Origin of the sequence: Burkholderia sp. FERM BP-3421, from assembly GCF_028657905.1 — a bacterium.
GTDB lineage: Bacteria > Pseudomonadota > Gammaproteobacteria > Burkholderiales > Burkholderiaceae > Burkholderia.
In genome coordinates this window covers 3514916-3531572 of the sequence record NZ_CP117782.1, presented here as the reverse complement: position 1 = coordinate 3531572, position 16657 = coordinate 3514916, and the positions used below count along the sequence as shown (strand labels likewise).

Here is a 16657-nt window from a genome sequence, read left to right as displayed (position 1 = left end):
GGCCAGACAGTGTCCGACCGAAGGCGGCGCCGAAGGTTCGCCCGGCGCTCAGCCGAGCGCCGAGGCGACGAGCCAGCGCTTGACGAGCGGCTGCGCGCCGACGAGCGCCATGCCGGTGTTGCGCGCCACCCGCGCGAGCGTGCCGGGCAGCGAGAACAGCCGCTGCAGGCCGTCGGTCGCGAGCATCAGCGCACGGATGTCCTCGCGGCGCGCGCGCTCGTAGCGACGCAGGAGCACAGTGTCGCCGAGATCGCGGAACGCTTCCTTGCCGGCGATGGCATCGGCCAGCGCGGCGACGTCGCGCAGCCCGAGGTTCATGCCCTGGCCGGCGAGCGGATGGATCAGGTGCGCGGCGTCGCCGACCAGTGCGACGCGCGGCGCGATCAGCCGGTCGACCGTCTGCAGCGCGAGCGGGAAGCCCTGCGCGGGCGTCACGCACTCGAGCGCGCCGAGCTGGCGATGCGTGACGCGCTCGACCTCGGCCGCGAGCTGGGCCGGCTCCAGCGCGAGCAACGCATCCGCGTGCGCGGTCTGCGCGGACCAGACGAGCGACACGTGGCCGTCGGGCAGCGGCAGCAGCGCGATGATCTCGCCGTCGCGGAACCACTGGTAGGCGGTCTCGCGGTGCGGCAGCGACGCCTTGAAATTGGCGACCACCCCGGTCTGCCGATAATCACGACGCTCGACCTTCGAGCCGATCTGCGCCCGGACCCACGAATGCGCGCCGTCCGCGCCGACCACCAGATCGGCCTCGATCACGTTGCCGTTCGCGAGTGCGAGCGAGGCGCCGCCCGGTTTCACGTCGAAGCCCTGCGCGCGCGTATCGAGCCAGGTGAGATTCGGCTGGAAGCGCAGCGCGGCGTCGAGCGCGGTCTCGACGAGCGTCGACTCGCCGATCCACGCGAGCTGCGGCACCGACGCCTGGAACGCGGAAAAATGCAGTTCGGCCTGCGCATCGCCGTAGACGCGCATGTCGTGCACCGGCGCGAGCCGCACGTGATCGAGCGCCTGCCAGACGCGCAACCGCTCCAGCAGCGCCTGCGAGCTGGCCGACAGGGCGTAGATGCGGGAATCGAACGCGAGATCCGCCGGACGGGGCGTCGCGTGCTGCGCGAGCAGCGCGGTCTTGTAGCCGGCCTGGGTCAACGCGAGCGCGGCCGTCTTGCCGACGAGCCCGCCGCCGACCACGGCGACGTCGAAATTCTGGTGATGGGCAGTCATGGCGGGCATTATAGCCGGGCGTTCCGGGCCTTTCCGGCCCGCGCGTTTGCGGAAAATCAGGGGAACCCGCGGGTCGCGGCGCATCCTCTCCTACGCGGCGGTTGCAACGGTAACCGCGCCGGACGCGGCCGCCCGGCGGCGCTCGGACGCGCATTACACGCCACACTTTTCCTTACAAACGCACACCGCTTGTCATCGGGGCCGTCGCTACATTGAGCGCATCAAACGACGGGAGATCCCCATGAAACGGATTGCGGTCCTCGCTGCGCTGGCGATCGTGCTGGGCAGCGTGCTGGGCGGGTGCATCGTGGTGCCGGAAGGCGGCGGCTATTACCACCATCGCGACAACTACTACCGGTACTGAGCCCGGACGCCGCACGGCGGCATGGTAGTTGTCCCGGGTGCATGAGGTCGTTCACGGCGTGCTATCGTTTTAGTGTCGGAGCCGCGCGGCCGCTGCCGGAGCGCGCTTCCCAACCTCTGTCGTGAGCATGGCCATGAGCGATGTCCACCCGAACCTCAGCCAACGTGATCGCATCGAGCTGCTGTGCTGGCTCACGATCGGCAATCTCGGCGCCTACTACCTGAACGAGACCTGGCCCGCCGCCGGCTTCCAGGTCCAGGCCGCGCACAAGTGGCTCGACCGCCATCTGCGGGAAGCCGACTGGCTGACCCTCGCCAAGCTCGCCGCGGTCGCGCTCGACATCGCCCACAAGCATGCCGAGTTCGTCGACGCCGCCTGGGCGCGCGACGCGGTCGAGGAAATCATCGATACCGACGACCTGAACCTCGACGCCCGGCTCGTCGCGCTGGTGCTCGACGACTGCCAGGCGGCGCTCGCCGACCGGCGCGGCGCGGATTGAGGCAGTCCGGTCCCCGCATACCCCGGAGCTCCCCGCCCCGCCAACTGCCCTGGAACGTCCCGCCCCCTCCGCCGTCAGGATCGCCGCTCGGGCGCTCGACCCCGCGGCGCACGCCTCTCACCGTGCACCGGGGTGCCCATCCCACGCGGCCAAGCCGGCGCGCGGCCGCCGATTCGCCCCCTCGAACGCGTTACAATTGCCGTTTTCGAGTGCAGGACCTGCGCGCGCCCCGGGCCGATGCCCGCCGCGCGCCGCCCGCCTCGCGTCCGGATCCACGCTGCGGCTTGTCTCCGCGGTCCGCCCCCGTCGGCGGCACCCGTCATGCGCCCGCGGCCACCCACTGATTGAGAAAGGTTTCCCATGAGCCTCAAATGCGGCATCGTCGGCCTGCCCAACGTCGGCAAGTCCACCCTGTTCAACGCGCTGACCAAGGCCGGCATCGCCGCCGAGAACTACCCGTTCTGCACGATCGAGCCGAACGTCGGCATCGTCGAAGTGCCGGATACGCGCCTGAAGGCGCTCTCCGAGATCGTCAAGCCCGAGCGCGTCGTGCCGGCGGTGGTCGAATTCGTCGACATCGCGGGCCTCGTCGCGGGCGCGAGCAAGGGTGAAGGCCTCGGCAACCAGTTCCTCGCGAACATCCGCGAAACCGACGCGATCACGCACGTCGTGCGCTGCTTCGAGGACGAGAACGTCATTCACGTCGCCGGCAAGGTGAGCCCGATCGACGACATCGAGGTGATCAACACCGAACTCGCGCTCGCCGACCTCGGCACCGTCGAGAAGGCGCTCACGCGTTACTCGAAGGCCGCGAAGTCGGGCAACGACAAGGAAGCGGCGAAACTCGCCGCGGTGCTCGAGAAGGTCCGCGCGCAACTCGACCAGGGCAAGGCGGCCCGCGGCCTCGCGCTGTCCGACGACGAGCAGGCGCTGCTCAAGCCGTTCTGCCTGATCACCGCGAAGCCGGCGATGTACGTCGCGAACGTGAAGGACGACGGGTTCGAGAACAATCCCCATCTCGACGCGGTGCGCAAGTACGCGGAAAGCGAGAACGCGCCCGTGGTCGCGGTGTGCGCGGCGATCGAGGCCGAGATCGCCGACCTCGACGACGCGGACAAGGAAGCGTTCCTCGCCGACATGGGCATGAACGAGCCGGGCCTCGACCGCGTGATCCGCGCAGGCTTCAAGCTGCTCGGCCTGCAGACCTACTTCACCGCGGGCGTGAAGGAAGTGCGCGCGTGGACGATCCACGTCGGCGACACCGCGCCGCAGGCGGCCGGCGTGATCCACACCGACTTCGAGCGCGGCTTCATCCGCGCCCAGACGATCTCGTTCGACGACTACGTCGCGTTCAAGGGCGAGCAGGGTGCGAAGGAAGCCGGCAAGATGCGCGCCGAAGGCAAGGAGTATGTCGTGCACGACGGCGACGTGATGAACTTCTTGTTCAACGTCTGACGGCCTTTGGCTAGAGTTCAGCGGAGCTTGAAAGCGCTCCACGGACAACAAACCCCTTTTAAATGGTTCATCGCGGATTACCGGGGAAGGCAGCGCGGATCTTGAGGAAGAAGTATTCCTCATCCCGGTAGCCGTAGGCCCGACGCTTGATGACCTTGATGGTGTTGTTGATGCCTTCGACGACGCTGGTATTGAGCGGGTGTTTGCAGCGAGCCAGAATGCCGTGCCAGTAGCTTTGCAGGCGTTCAGCGAACAGTTTGAGCGGCGTAATGCCGCTCTGCTGAGCCTGCCTGATCCATTGTCCCCATGCCTTCTGAGCCCAGGCGGGTCTCTGGTAGAACCAGAGTCGCTTGAGTTCATCGCGTAGCAGATAGACGCACAGCAACGGCTGGTTGGCTTCCAGCAGTTCATTCAGATGTACCGCCTGATCTGCCCGCAAGTTCTGGCGATTGCGCAGCAGCAGCCAGCGGCTCGACTTCAGTACTTTGCGCGCAGGACGGTCATGCCGAAGCTGATTGGCCTGATCGACTCGTACCCGGTCAATGACTTCACGTCCGTACTTGGCCACCACGTGGAACAAGTCATAGACGACTTCCGCCTGCGGGCAGTTCGCCTTGATTTCCAGCTCATAGGCGGTCGTCATATCGATGGCGACCGCCTCGATGCGCTCGGCAACGCCTTCGGGAAGCTGCTCGAAGAAGGCTCGGGCGGTTTCGCGTGAGCGGCCCTGGCCGATCCATAGCACTTGCCGGCTGATCGGCTCAACAACCACGGTGGCATAGCGATGGCCCTTGTGGAGCGCAAACTCGTCCATGGCCAGATACCGCACCTGTTCCCAATCCGGCTCAACAATGCTGGCTTGCAAACTGGCTTTGTCGATCGATTTGACAGTGTGCCAATTCAGACCATAGAACGCAGCAACAGCCTGTACGCTGGCGGACTTCAGCAAGATCTCGCAGGCCTTGGCAAAGCGGGCAGTGACCCGTTGGTAACGCCCCAGCCAATCCAGCCTCTCCAACCGAGGGCCGCCGCAGTGGTCGCACCAGACTCGTCGGCGCGGCACATGGAGCACCACCCGGTATTCAAATAAGGGCAGATCCCGCACCCGCCGAACGGTCGTCTCGTGAATCTGCTGGCACCGTTTGCCGCATTGCTCGCAGACCATCACTTTGCTGACCGGCTTGAGATACAGCGACAGGGTTCGGCTTGCCTCCGACGGCCATTCCACTCGCTCAACCCGGTAGCCCGTCCAGCATCCCAATGCCTGTAGTGCTTTGCGATCCAGCAATTTGGCCTCCAACGCCCGTTTCCACTGGCGTCAGATTACCAACTGCACCCAAAGCTTCCACGGTTTCCCGCGATGAACCTTTTAAATCACGGGGTTAAAACAAACAATAGGGTCCACTGATAGCTCCTATTGTTTGCTGAAGTCCAGAAAAGCTGGGGGTACTTCTGGGGGTATCTGAGTTCAAGAGTGGGGGTACTTTTACCCCCACTCGGGAGACGAGAGATGCCCGAGAATCGGCTTACCGACCTCAAGATCAAATCTGCCAAACCGGCCGAGCGTGCCTATAAGCTTTCAGATGGGGGAGGCCTGTTTCTACTGGTCAAGCCATCCGGCGGGAAGCTCTGGCGCTGGAAGTACCGGCTCGATGGGAAGGAAAATCTCTTCGCCATCGGCGCTTTCCCCAAGGTCAGCCTTGCCCAGGCGAGGAAAGCACGCCACACTGCGCGCTCGCTAATCAGGCAAGGCATTCACCCCTCCCATGAGCGCCAGAGTGTCAAGCGGCGCAATGTTGAGGAAGCCGAGGCTCGTAAACGCGAACAGGATGGCACCTTCGCCAAGGTGACCGCGGCCTACCTCGCAGATATCAAGCCTGTCTTTGCCGCAAGCTCATACCGCACCAAAGAGTCCCGCATCCGGAAGTACCTGGCCCCCAAGCTGAACGGTTTGCGCATGGATGAGATCGGCCCGAATCGTATTCGCCCCATTCTGGAAGCGTGCAAGGCGCATGGCGCATGGGCAGGCATTCATGTGAAAGGCGACCTGTCGGCGCTCTTCGAGTTTGCAGTGGTCCGTGGCCTGGCAGAAAGCAATCCGATTCCTGGGTTGTGTGGGCTGCTGCCCGCCCCCATCAACCAGAGCAAGGCCGTCACGACTCGTGAGCAAATCCAGTCCTTCTATCACAAGCTACAGAGCTATCGTGGCTATCCGGAAACATGCCTGTGCCTAAAGCTGATCGCCCTGACAGCCTGCCGCCCCGGCGAAGCAGCCGATGCCGAATGGGATGAATTCGAGACTACGAGGACAAGCTATGGCGTCGCCCTGCCGCCAAGATGAAGGCGAAACGTGACCATGTCTGCCCACTCTCGGACTCAGCCATCGAGGTGCTGCGCCAGATCAGGCAGATTTCGGGAGCCGGGCGCTACCTATTCCCACATCGCAGCGGCAAGGGCTTTACGATACCGAATCGCCTGACCTATGCCATGCGCGACATGAACCTGGGGCCCAGGGCGACACCACATTGCTGGCGCACAACATTCTCGACCTGGGCCAACGAGAACGGCTACCGCCCTGACGCCATCGAGCGTCAACTCGCCCACGTCGAAGACAACAAGGTACGTGCCACCTACAACAGGGCCCTGCTGTGGACGAGAGGAGGACCTTGCTTCAAGAATGGGCCAGCTATCTCGAAGAGGCAGAAAGCACCTCGACATCTTGAGAATTGCATAATGCAGAGTGGCACTGCGACTCAGGCCGAAAGGCCTGAGTTATGTCATTCGCTGTTTCGGGGATGCAGTCGCAAAGAATGCACGTGCCGCCCAACGAAGACACGATCCAGCAAGAGACGCTAGCTGAAGTTTGGGCGCGCAAGCTTGTGGTTAAGGCCTGCATTGGTCGTGAGAGGCCGTCGCACTGGCCTGTCGCCGAAGTATTTCAATTCATCAGATTGCCCCCCAGCAAAATAGGACTCGTCTCACATCCAGGAGGTGGGCGCATGTGCAGGATTGAGGGGGAATCCATGCGCGTCCATTGCAATCCATCATTTTCCACGGACGCGTGTTCACAGGCGGACTGTGCGCCCAAAGTGGGCGGAAAAGGTCTGTCGTTGCAGGGAGCACGTCATGCCTACCCAATCCGATCTGCGCTTCGCCTTCGACCTTGTCGGCAGCGAGACACGCGACGTCTTCGAGGTCGTCGAGTTCGAGTGCCACGAAGCGCTGTCCGAGACCTTCCACCTCGCAGTCGAACTGACCTGCGCCAACCCCACGGTCGACTTCGGCCAGATACTCGACCGCCCCGCTCGTCTGACCATCTGGCATGGCGATACCCCGGTGCGCTGCATTCACGGCGCCGTGTCCTCCTTCGTTCAGGGCGACACCGGTTTCCGGCGCACGCGCTACTCCGCCGTGGTCGAGCCGCGCCTCGCTCGCCTGAAGCTCAGCTCCGACTGGCGCATCTTCCAGGGCCTCACCGTCCCGCAAATCACCGAAGCCGTTCTCAAGGCTCACGGTCTCACCCAGGACTACGAGCAGCGCAACACCACCGAGCACCAGGCCCGCGAGTACTGCGTGCAGGCCGGCGACACCGACTACCACTTCATCGAACGCATCATGCGCGAGGAAGGCTTTTTCTATTCCTTCCGCCACAGCGCCGAGGGCCACCAGCTCGTCCACAGCGACCGCCTGTTCATCCACGGCCGCGTGGGCGACGAACCGGTGCAGTACAATCCCACGCCCGGCGGCGACCAGCCGCAGCCCGCGCTGCGCCGCTTCGCCTATACCGAGAACGTGCGCACCGCGCGCCAGACCCAGCGCGACTACACCTTCCACCATCCCCGCTACAGTCACCAGCACAGCCGTGACGGCGTCGACCTCGAGCATCAGGGCCGCCGCTACGAGCGCTACGACTACCCCGCCCGCGCCAAGTTCGACGAGGCCGGCAAGCCCTTCGCCGAGAACCGCCTGCGCGGCCACCGCCGCGATGCGCGCATCGCCCTGGTCGAAGGCGACGACCCGCGCCTGCAGCCAGGTGTCTCCTTCACTCTTGCCGGCCACCCGCGCGAGGACATGAACCGCGGCTGGCGTCCGGTCAGCATCGTCCACCGCGGCAAGCAGCACACCAGCCAGGCCGAAGAGAACGCCGAGGCGCAGACCGGCACCCACTACCACTATGAGGCCGAGTTGGTACCGGACGACGCCGAGTGGCGCGCCGAGCCGCTGCCCAAGCCGCGCATCGACGGCCCGCAAAACGCAGTGGTGGTCGGCCCGCCGAACGAGGAGATTTACACCGACGAGTACGGCCGGGTGAAGGTGCAGTTCCCGTGGGACCGCCTGGGCAAGCACGACGAATACAGCTCTTGCTGGATCCGCGTCTCGCAGAACATCGCCGGCGCCACCTGGGGGCACATGGCCATCCCGCGCATCGGGCAGGAGGTCATCGTGTCTCACTATGAAGGGGACCCCGACCAGCCCGTGATCACCGGGCGGGTATACAACCGCTTACAACTGCCTCCCTATGAATTGCCCCGTCACAAGACGCGGATGACCCTCAAGAGCAAGACCCACAAGGGCGAGGGTTACAACGAGCTGCGCTTCGAGGACGAGAAGGATCAGGAGGAGATCTACGTCCACGCGCAGAAAGACCAGAACATCCACGTCAACCACGACGAAACCACCTTCGTTGGCCACGACCGCAGCGAGCAGGTCGAGCACGACGAGACCATCGCCATCGGCCACGACCGCAAGGAGACCGTGGGCAACGATGAGCAGGTCAGCATCGGCCAGGACCGCCGGCACGACATCGGTCAGGACGACTTCCTTACCGTCGGCCGCAACCACACCCTCCACACCGGCAAGGACCGCACCGAAGAGGTCGGCAATAACCGCCGCGACAAGACCGTGGCCAACCACTGGGTGAGCATCGGCGGGCACCAGGAACACACCGTTGAGGGCTACTCCGAGCTGCAGGCTGGCCAGGCCATTCGCCAGCGTTCGCGCGTCATCGAGTTGCAGGCGGGAGAAATTCTACGTTTGCGCGGTCCTGGAGGCACGATCACCCTGCACGACGGCGGCATCACGCTGGATGGCATCGCCATCATCCTGAAAGGCCCGATGACACAACAAGCTGGCGGGGGCAGCCATGTACTGTCGCTGGATAGCCAACCGATGCCTAGTCTTCCCTTTGACCCAAGCAGTCTTCCGCTTTCCGAGTAGCCGACCTGTCTTGAGGAGCGATTTCGATGATCATCAGTTTCCCTTTCCTTCAAAACGCCAATCTCCAAGAAACGGACGCAATCGATGATGGCACCTTCAATCTGGGCGAGAAAAGCGGTAAGGGTGCCTTTCCTGTCAGTCATCAGTTCGGCTGGCATGGTGGTGTACACCTGGTAGCTCCTGGTGGACCAAATAAACCTGAGCCTGTCCGTGCCATCGCGGATGGTCAGGTGGTGTTTGCACGACACAGCGACCCGATGCCGCTCAACAGCGTCAGCGACGAAATAAAAGCTGCCCACCCTTTGCTGTACTACAAAGGTTGGACCAGCAATGGCGTCATGATTCTCAAGCACGAAACTGAGATCGGTGAAGGTGTGCGAGTGACCTTTTACTCCATCTATCAGCATCTACATATCGTAGCCAATAAGCCAGGTACCGAAACGCCGCTGAAAAAGGGCGACAAGGTCTATCGCAAGGACCCCATCGGCAAGGCAGGAGCCATCTACGGTAATCCCAACCGCGTCCACTTCGAGATCATCGCAGACAAAGGGAACGTGGAAGCCCTGATGGGGCGCAGCGCCGGCAAACTGACAGCTCAGCAAGGTAGGCGGACTAGCGTGTGGGGCGATATACATATTGTTTTGCCTGCCAGCACTCCTTTCTACGCCCAAGATCCCCGCATCGAAACGAAGACCTACGTGGTACGTACTTCCAGTCCGGGCATAGGGGGTATCAACGATACTCTTAACTCGGTCGCCCAGCGCTTCCACACCACGCCAGCTCGCATTCGTCAACTCAACGGCACGCCCGCTAAGGCGGCCAACTGGTGGTCAACGGTGACGGCGGGAAGTACAGTCAGCCAGCGCATCATACGCGTGCCAGCACAGTTCGGCGCCGCTGCCACTATGCCCCCCTCGGATCTCACCATCGAAGATTGGCGCCTCTGGCAAGCCACTATCGCTGGACGAACACCGGCCGAACTTATCGTCACCTTGAGCGAAGAGCGTGGAACGATCACCCTGACTACCCGCGACCGCCATGGAACCGTGATTGGCCGGTGTACGGAAGCAGATGGCAGCTACAACCTGTACAAGGCTGCAATCGAAACCTACCCAGGTTGCCCAAGCGCCGGGTATGAAATGCTGCGCTTTGGGCGCGTCCTCGGTCCCGACGAGCCCGCCGCAACTGATATGCAAGGCGGCCGTCTGCCACACCTCCGCAAAATCGTTACCCAGGGAGGCGCGGAGGCGTTCGTCGATCTCAACATAGCTGGTGTCAAGGTGTATAGCGACGCCGACTTTCCCCATTGGTTAGGGTGGACCTTCATCGACGACGACATAGATGACAACGGCCGCTGCGACTCGAAACAGTTACTCGACCTGATCGAGCCAATGGCACCAACCCCCAATCCCGCACCGGGCTTGCCGGGCGTGCTTGGCGAGGTCGTGCATACCGCCGCCAAGGTATTCGATGCAGCCTTGCAATACAAAGATCGCCTCACGCGAGCCTATGCCAAGATCCACTCTGGAACGATGCGTAAGCGCCTTAGCTACTGCGTGGTCAACTTACCTACCGAGTGGTCACGCGACGACTTCGATAAGCGCTGGGGCTGGATCAAAGGAGACGACCCGACCGACATTCCCGCCAACGTACTGACCAGCATTTGTCTTTCACCTGACGCCTATGAAAAGTTCAAGCGCCACCATGCGGCGCTTGCATTTTGGGAGGATGCTGCAAAGGAAGACCTAGCCTTAGACAAGATGCATTGTCACTTTCATCCATTGCGCTTTATTGAGATTTTTAGAAAATGTGCATGGTTTAGCGAACCGGAGTTACTGAGCATATTATCGCCTGCACCTGCAACTGGAAAGCAAAGAGCAAATGCGCTACGAATACAGATGAATCGGATGTTATCCAAATATTCTGTATCAGGATCTTATTTACGTGTGGCGCATTTTCTGGCACAAGTTGGGGTCGAGACTGGTTGGTGGCAATATCGGGAAGAGCTCGGAAATGAACGGTACTTTCGGACCATGTACGAGGCAATTACACCGGAAGAGGCTGGGCAAGATTACGATACGGCTGTATCAAGAGAGCGCAATCTTCCATCCGGACGACGTCCGACAGAACTACCAAACCCCGGTCCAAATCCAAAGCCAACCATCAATAGACCGAACTACGTAGCTACTCGCCCAGGGCAGATCGCGCAAAAAGCGGCAGGTATGGATAACGGCGCGGCAAATGCTGCTAATGGTGGTATGACTGGCGACGGAAACAGATTTCATGGACGAGGATTTCTGCAAATTACTGGTAGACGCAACTATAAAAGCTACCAAGATTATCGAGGAAGCAACTTCACGACAGGCCCAAACAGCGCACTCCTTGCGACGGATGACTACAATGCATGCGATGCGTCGGGATTCTACTGGTCTCGCGAAAAGGTAAATCGATATGCTGATCAGGGCGATCAACCCGAAGCAATAACTCGAGTTGGATCGATGATTAATAGAGGAAATCCTTCCGGCATCCCTTTGCACAATGCTGAGCGCCATAGCGCTTTCAACATCATCTGGAATAATATTCGTGAAGATCAGTAGACATCTATTAATATCGACGCTCTTTCTTATGCCAAGCGCTTACGCAAGCGAGCTATGCATTAAGGATATTGGAAATGCCAACTACACACTTGCCACCTGCCTCACGAGGCCAAACCTAAGTCGAACGATTTTTGTTAGCAAAGCCTCCCAACCAACCCCGTTCGAATATCTGGAGGTCACGGTAGTCACCGCTAAAAGCAAGGATGACTTTTCATCACTCAACGGTGACAACGACGGTACGGCACAAGCGGCCGCAAACTCTTTGCCACACGCAGATCTAATCAAAGGACGCAAGCCACTAAATGTCGCAGCGGCCAAACTGCTCACGGTAAAGGGGTGGAGTGTAAAGGGTGAAGACATCGATTATTATTCCCCAAAAGAAAACCCTGGCTTTTCACTCGTTTGCGGATCTGCCTCCCGAGAGATTCGCAGTATTTATGTGCGAGTGTCCCAGTGCACGACCTTCTATGATCAAGACATTGCCGCTTTCCATGAAATTCTAAAAGCGGTGGAAATGAATGTCGAAGCGCAACCGAGATAGCTGGCGCCGGAGACCCGCTACACACTATCGCCCCAGACACACCGCAGTAATCTGCGTTCTCTCGTGCCCCAGTTCGCGACTGATCGTTTGTCGTGCCTGCGCATCCTGGGCGCGCTGTGCAGGCGTCAGTGACCGCGCTGATCCGCTTGGGTTTCCCGGACCAGATCTAGAGCGAGTTTTCCGGCGTTTCGGGTCTGGTTGAACCCGGCAAAGGCATCAGCTGACGGGCGAATTCAGCTGGTGCCAACTCTTTGAGAGCAGAGTGAGGACGGCTCTCGTTGTAATCCCGGCGCCAGGCCTCGACGATCGCTTTGGCTTCGCCCAACGTCTCGAACCAATGTAGGTTCAAGCACTCATCGCGGAATGATCCGTTAAACGTCTCGATGTGGCAATTGTCCGTCGGCTTGCCCGGTCGGCTGAAGTCGATTTTTGCTTGGTAGTGGTACGCCCACATATCGAGCAGGCGCCCGGAAAACTCGCTGCCGTTGTCGACAAACAGATGCCGCGGAGCGCCGCGCCGAGCGGCGATTCGGTTCAATGCGGATACCACGTGTTCGCCTTTCAAGCGTTGCCCCACTTCGATCGCCAACGCCTCCTTCGTGAACACATCCACGATCGTCAAAGTGCGAAATTTCGAGCCATCAGCAAGCTGGTCAGCCACAAAATCCATACTCCAAGCGTCGTTTGGCCTGACCGGAACGATCTTCGCCACGCGCGTCACCACCATCTTTCGTCGCTTCGGCAATTTCGAGCGCAACTGCAACTGCTCTTCGCAATACAACCGGTACGCCTGATTCCGACCCAACTGCCAGCCTTCCCGGCGCAGCAGTACATGGACGCGTCGATACCCGTAGCGCACACGCGTATAGGCGATCTCGCGCATACGTGAGCGCAGTTCTGGGCGAGGGTCCTTGATGCTTTTGTAGTACTGAACGCTGCGCGGTTGCTTCACGAGCCGACAGGCCCGCCTCATCGTCAATCCGTAGTGGCTCACCACGTAATCCACCACGTCTCGTCTCAGCGCGGGCCGGGCCACTTTTTTGCAGCTACGTCTTGCAAGATGGCCTTGTCCAAGCTCAATTCGGCGACCAGCTTCTTCAGCCGCGCATTCTCGTCCTGCAACTGCTTGAGTTCGCGTACCTGATCAGACTGCATCCCGGCGTATTGCTTCTTCCACCGATAGAACGTCTGTTCCGAAATACCGACCTGCCGGATCACATCGGCCACCGGCATCCCCAGTTCGGCTTGCTTCAGCACTGCCACAATCTGTTCGATCGAAAAGCGTTTCCGTTTCATGACAAACGACCTCCTGGTTCAGGGTCAAGTTTGCCGCAAAACTCGCACTCGGATTGGTCCAGAATTCCTAAAGCGGATCACACCATGCCCGCCCTCGGCGCCCAGTTCATTCACCCTGCGCGCTTTCATCTTCGGCAATCCCGGCGCATCCATCTCGCGGCCGGCGAAGCGTCGACCTGCCAGTCGAAGCATCGCCCGCCGCACTCATCATCACTCGCGCCGTTTAATGCATTTTCGAAAACAATGACAAGGCAAAAACACCATCGAAAATCAAATAAACCCGATATTAAAAGCGGAATCCGCCATTACAATAAATCGCCTTCGACATCCGCACAAAACACCGAAGGCGCCGAAGTCGCTTTATACGATCAATCATATAAGGGGCTGGCCCATGAAAATTCACCGCAAGTCATTCCGAGCCATTTACGCCGCACTCTCCGCGTGCGTTCTGCACGCGGGTCCGCTCTACGCGCAGGCGCTTCCCGGGATTCCCAATCCCGCCGCCGTCGGCCTGACGCCGGGCGTCGGCCAGAACGGCGCGCCGACCGTTTCCGCGTGCCTCTACGACTACCGCACCGGCGTGATTCCCGGCTTTCCCGCCCAGATCACCTCGGGTTGGATCGTCACCAATCAGCGCAGCAATCCGACCTGTATTCCGCCGGGCGGACTTCCGGGTCCCAATTGGCAGGAAATGACTTATTTCAACAACATGCCGGTCGGCTCAAGCTTTTCCGCATGCTGGAATTATTCGTGGCCGTCCAACTGGAATCCCGTCGGCTACGCCACCGATACGTCGAAGTGCGGTTACTTTGCCGGCGGCCCGATCCCGGGCGCCGCACCCAACGTCGTGTTCCTGAAGCGGGTGATGTAACGCCCGCGCGGCCGCCCGGCTCGCGCCGGCGCGGCCGCGATTCAAGCCCCGGACGCCTCAGCGCGCACGGGCCGACACCTGCCCGGCCCCGCCGCGCGCCTGCCGCGCCCGGCGATTCAGCCACGACGCGAACACCACCAGCGCCGCGAGCACGGCGGTCGCGCTCACTTCCATCCGATGGTCCTCGCGCAGCAGCATCGCGATCAGCACGCCGCAGATGAACAGGATCACCGCCCACGTGAGCCACGGGAAACACCACATCCGCAGCCCCGGCTGCGCGCCGCCCGCGTCGAGCGTCGCGCGCATCCGCAGCTGCGACACCGCGATCACCAGATAGACGAGCAGCGCGATCGCGCCCGAGGTCGCGAGCAGGAAACCGAACACCTGCTCCGGCATCACGTAGTTCGCGATCACCGTCACGAAGCCGAACGCGGTCGATGCGAGCACCGCCGCGCGCGGCGTGCCCGATGCGTCGGTGGTGCGCAGAAGCGCGGGCGCGTCGCCGCGCCGCGACAGCGAAAACATCATCCGCGACGCCGTATATAGCGCGGAATTCAGGCAGCTCGCGACCGACACCAGCACGATCACGTCGATGATGCCCTTCGCGTGCGGCACGCCGATCAGCTCCATCGCCCGCTGATAGGAGCCGTGCGCCGGCAGCAGCGGGTCGTTCCACGGCACCAGCGCCGCGACGACGAAGATCGAACCGAGATAGAACAGCGAGATCCGCCAGATCACCGAATTGGTCGCGCGCACGATCTGGCGCTCCGGATTGTCGGATTCCGCCGCGGCGATCGTGACGATCTCAGTGCCGAGGAACGAGAACATGGTCGTGAGCATCGCCGCCAGCACCGCGCCGAGGCCGTTCGGCATGAAGCCGCCCGCACCCGCGAGACGCGCTGCGCCCGATACGTTCGAGCCCGGCAGCACGCCGAGGATCGCCGCGCCGCCGACGCACAGGAACACGACGATCGCGATCACCTTGATCAGCGCGAACCAGAATTCGAACTCACCGTAATGCTTGACCGAGAACAGGTTGGTCAGCGTCAGCGCGGAGGTGATGCCGAGCGCGAAGATCCAGGTCGCGACGCCCGGGAACCACGCATTCAGGATCGTCGCGGCGGCGGTCGCCTCGATCGGGATCACGAGCACCCAGAACCACCAGTACAGCCAGCCGATCGTGAAGCCCGCCCAGTGGCCGATCGCGCGATCCGCGTAGGTCGAGAACGAACCGCTGTCCGGATGCGCGATCGCCATCTCGCCGAGCATGCGCATCACGAGCACCACCAGCAGCCCGGCGATCCCGTATGCGATCAGCGCGGCCGGCCCGGCCTCCGCGATCGCGTGGCCGGAGCCGACGAACAGGCCCGCGCCGATCACGCCCGCGATCGACAGCATGGTCACGTGGCGCTGCTTGAGACCGGTGCCGAGCCCGGTGCCATTCTTTTCCTTCATGTCCCCTCCAAAACGACGGCTGCGAGAGCCTGCTGCTGGAATGCGTCCGCGCCCCGGTTCTTGTCGCGGGGTCGCGGGCTGTGTGTATCGATCGGGAATGCCGTCCAATGCGCGACGGACGAGCGCGCGATCGCGCGTCGATGCGCGATCGCAGCGCCTGTCCGAATCGGCGGCGCAGGTCGCCCGTATCCGTCCGATGATTGCCTGCGCGTGGCGAAACCGATGCAGTGTAAGCAGCAATGGTTCGGCCACTAAGAGCCAATTGATGCCGCTCGATAGAACCACTTTGCGACGCGCCGGCAATCGCAGCTCGCCGTGGGGCGACCAGAACAGTCGCGCGGCCGCGCCGCGCCCGGGTTCGGCGGGCCGCGAGGCGCACCGGACAGCAGTGTTCAGCAGTACCTCGCGAACACGGCAACGCCGTTCCTTCGCGCGCAACGCAAACATCGCGCCTGCGTTCATCGGCTTCGAGGCGCGCCCGGCAGCGACGTTCAACGGCATCCTCGCAAACGCCGCAAGGCCACTCCGCCGCACAGGCGCAAACATCGAGCCTAGATTCATCGGCCCCACGGCTCGTCGGGCAGCGACGTTCAACGGCATCCTCGCGAACGCCGCAAGGCCACTCCACCGCACACAGCGCAAACATCGCGCCTAGATTCATCGGCCCCACGGCCCGCCGGACAACGACGTTCAGCGATAGCCTCGCAAACGCCGCCGTGCAGTCCTACCGCACGCCCCGCAATCGGCGCGCGGCCGTTCAACGTCGAGCGGTCTCGTCATAAGCGGCCAGCAGCCGCTTCGGCGCGATTGCCTTCCATTCGCGCAATAACAGCGCGGCCACCGTCTCCGGGTCGCTCCTCGACAGGCGCACGAGGACGATCGGCCAGCCGCGGAATGGTCGGTGATGTAGTAAACGTCCGGCTCGGTCTCCATCAGCCACGCACGCTCGTCGGGGCCGACGCCCTTGACCACGAGGCTGTCGCCGTCCTCCTTCAGCCGCGCGAGCAGCTTGCCCTTCACCTTGAGCGCGGGCGTACCGTATGACGTGCCATCCTCGACGCCCGGCCAGCCGAGCGCAATCCGTCGCACTTCGTCGAAAGTCATCCCGATCTCCCCGGCCGGGCGCATCGCGCCCTCGCCC

The 16657-nt window shown here is 62.1% G+C and carries 14 protein-coding genes and 1 pseudogene; 10 read left to right on the top strand and 5 right to left on the bottom strand.

The window, feature by feature from the left end:
* Positions 1-48: 48 nt before the first annotated feature.
* Positions 49-1230 carry a UbiH/UbiF family hydroxylase gene (locus tag Bsp3421_RS32125; protein ID WP_274000977.1) on the bottom strand — a complete coding sequence of 394 codons (1182 nt, stop codon included), beginning with the start codon at positions 1228-1230 and terminating at the stop codon, positions 49-51.
* Between the two features lie 232 nt (positions 1231-1462).
* Between Bsp3421_RS32125 and Bsp3421_RS32120 the strand changes: the two genes are divergently transcribed.
* The 3 genes from Bsp3421_RS32120 to ychF all read left to right on the top strand — a co-directional run bounded on the left by Bsp3421_RS32120 (position 1463) and on the right by ychF (position 3539).
* Positions 1463-1585 carry a hypothetical protein gene (locus tag Bsp3421_RS32120; RefSeq protein ID WP_274000975.1) on the top strand — a complete coding sequence of 41 codons (123 nt, stop codon included), beginning with the start codon at positions 1463-1465 and terminating at the stop codon, positions 1583-1585.
* 133 nt (positions 1586-1718) lie between these two features.
* Complete coding sequence (locus Bsp3421_RS32115; protein ID WP_274000973.1) at positions 1719-2084, top strand: hypothetical protein; 366 nt, start codon at positions 1719-1721, stop codon at positions 2082-2084.
* A 360-nt stretch (positions 2085-2444) separates the two neighbouring features.
* Positions 2445-3539 (top strand): redox-regulated ATPase YchF, encoded by a 1095-nt coding sequence (gene ychF, locus Bsp3421_RS32110; protein ID WP_274000972.1) that lies wholly within the window; start codon positions 2445-2447, stop codon positions 3537-3539.
* A 67-nt stretch (positions 3540-3606) separates the two neighbouring features.
* Here the strand turns inward: ychF and Bsp3421_RS32105 are convergent, their stop codons facing one another.
* The gene (locus tag Bsp3421_RS32105) at positions 3607-4827 is read right to left on the bottom strand and encodes an ISL3 family transposase (protein WP_273998400.1); all 1221 of its coding nucleotides are present in this window, start codon (positions 4825-4827) and stop codon (positions 3607-3609) included.
* A gap of 222 nt (positions 4828-5049) precedes the next feature.
* Between Bsp3421_RS32105 and Bsp3421_RS32100 the strand changes: the two genes are divergently transcribed.
* The 5 genes from Bsp3421_RS32100 (at position 5050) to Bsp3421_RS32080 (ending at position 11894) form a co-directional block, all read left to right on the top strand.
* Positions 5050-5880: a tyrosine-type recombinase/integrase gene (locus Bsp3421_RS32100; protein ID WP_274000971.1), complete on the top strand. Its 831-nt coding sequence runs from the start codon at positions 5050-5052 to the stop codon at positions 5878-5880.
* The gene (locus Bsp3421_RS32095; RefSeq protein WP_274000969.1) at positions 5877-6395 is read left to right on the top strand and encodes a tyrosine-type recombinase/integrase; all 519 of its coding nucleotides are present in this window, start codon (positions 5877-5879) and stop codon (positions 6393-6395) included. The genes Bsp3421_RS32100 and Bsp3421_RS32095 overlap by 4 nt, the downstream gene beginning before the upstream one ends.
* A 270-nt stretch (positions 6396-6665) precedes the next feature.
* Complete coding sequence (locus Bsp3421_RS32090; RefSeq protein WP_274000968.1) at positions 6666-8756, top strand: type VI secretion system Vgr family protein; 2091 nt, start codon at positions 6666-6668, stop codon at positions 8754-8756.
* Between the two features lie 26 nt (positions 8757-8782).
* Positions 8783-11353: a peptidase M23 gene (locus tag Bsp3421_RS32085; RefSeq protein ID WP_274000966.1), complete on the top strand. Its 2571-nt coding sequence runs from the start codon at positions 8783-8785 to the stop codon at positions 11351-11353.
* A complete protein-coding gene (locus Bsp3421_RS32080) occupies positions 11340-11894 on the top strand; it encodes a hypothetical protein (RefSeq protein WP_274000965.1) in 555 nt (184 codons plus the stop codon). Before Bsp3421_RS32085 ends, Bsp3421_RS32080 begins: the two co-directional genes overlap by 14 nt.
* A 166-nt stretch (positions 11895-12060) precedes the next feature.
* Here Bsp3421_RS32080 and Bsp3421_RS32075 read toward each other — a convergent pair.
* Positions 12061-13190 (bottom strand): IS3 family transposase gene (locus tag Bsp3421_RS32075; RefSeq protein WP_443111402.1). Its coding sequence is split into 2 segments (ribosomal slippage): positions 12061-12929 and positions 12929-13190, totalling 1131 coding nucleotides; the frame shifts between segments, so codons are not numbered across the junction.
* A 391-nt stretch (positions 13191-13581) separates the two neighbouring features.
* On the opposite strand from Bsp3421_RS32075, the gene Bsp3421_RS32070 reads away from it, so the two are divergent.
* Positions 13582-14061, top strand: a complete 480-nt coding sequence (locus tag Bsp3421_RS32070) for a hypothetical protein (protein WP_274000963.1) — start codon at positions 13582-13584, stop codon at positions 14059-14061.
* A gap of 57 nt (positions 14062-14118) precedes the next feature.
* Here Bsp3421_RS32070 and gabP read toward each other — a convergent pair whose 3' ends face one another.
* Entirely contained in the window at positions 14119-15516 is a 1398-nt protein-coding gene (gene gabP / locus Bsp3421_RS32065) for a GABA permease (protein WP_274000961.1), read from the bottom strand.
* A 97-nt stretch (positions 15517-15613) separates the two neighbouring features.
* Between gabP and Bsp3421_RS32060 the strand changes: the two genes are divergently transcribed.
* Positions 15614-16171, top strand: a complete 558-nt coding sequence (locus Bsp3421_RS32060; RefSeq protein WP_274000960.1) for a hypothetical protein — start codon at positions 15614-15616, stop codon at positions 16169-16171.
* Positions 16172-16273: 102 nt separating this feature from the next.
* On the opposite strand, the pseudogene Bsp3421_RS32055 reads toward Bsp3421_RS32060, so the two are convergent.
* Positions 16274-16620, bottom strand: a pseudogene (locus tag Bsp3421_RS32055) (MmcQ/YjbR family DNA-binding protein).
* Positions 16621-16657 lie beyond the last annotated feature (37 nt).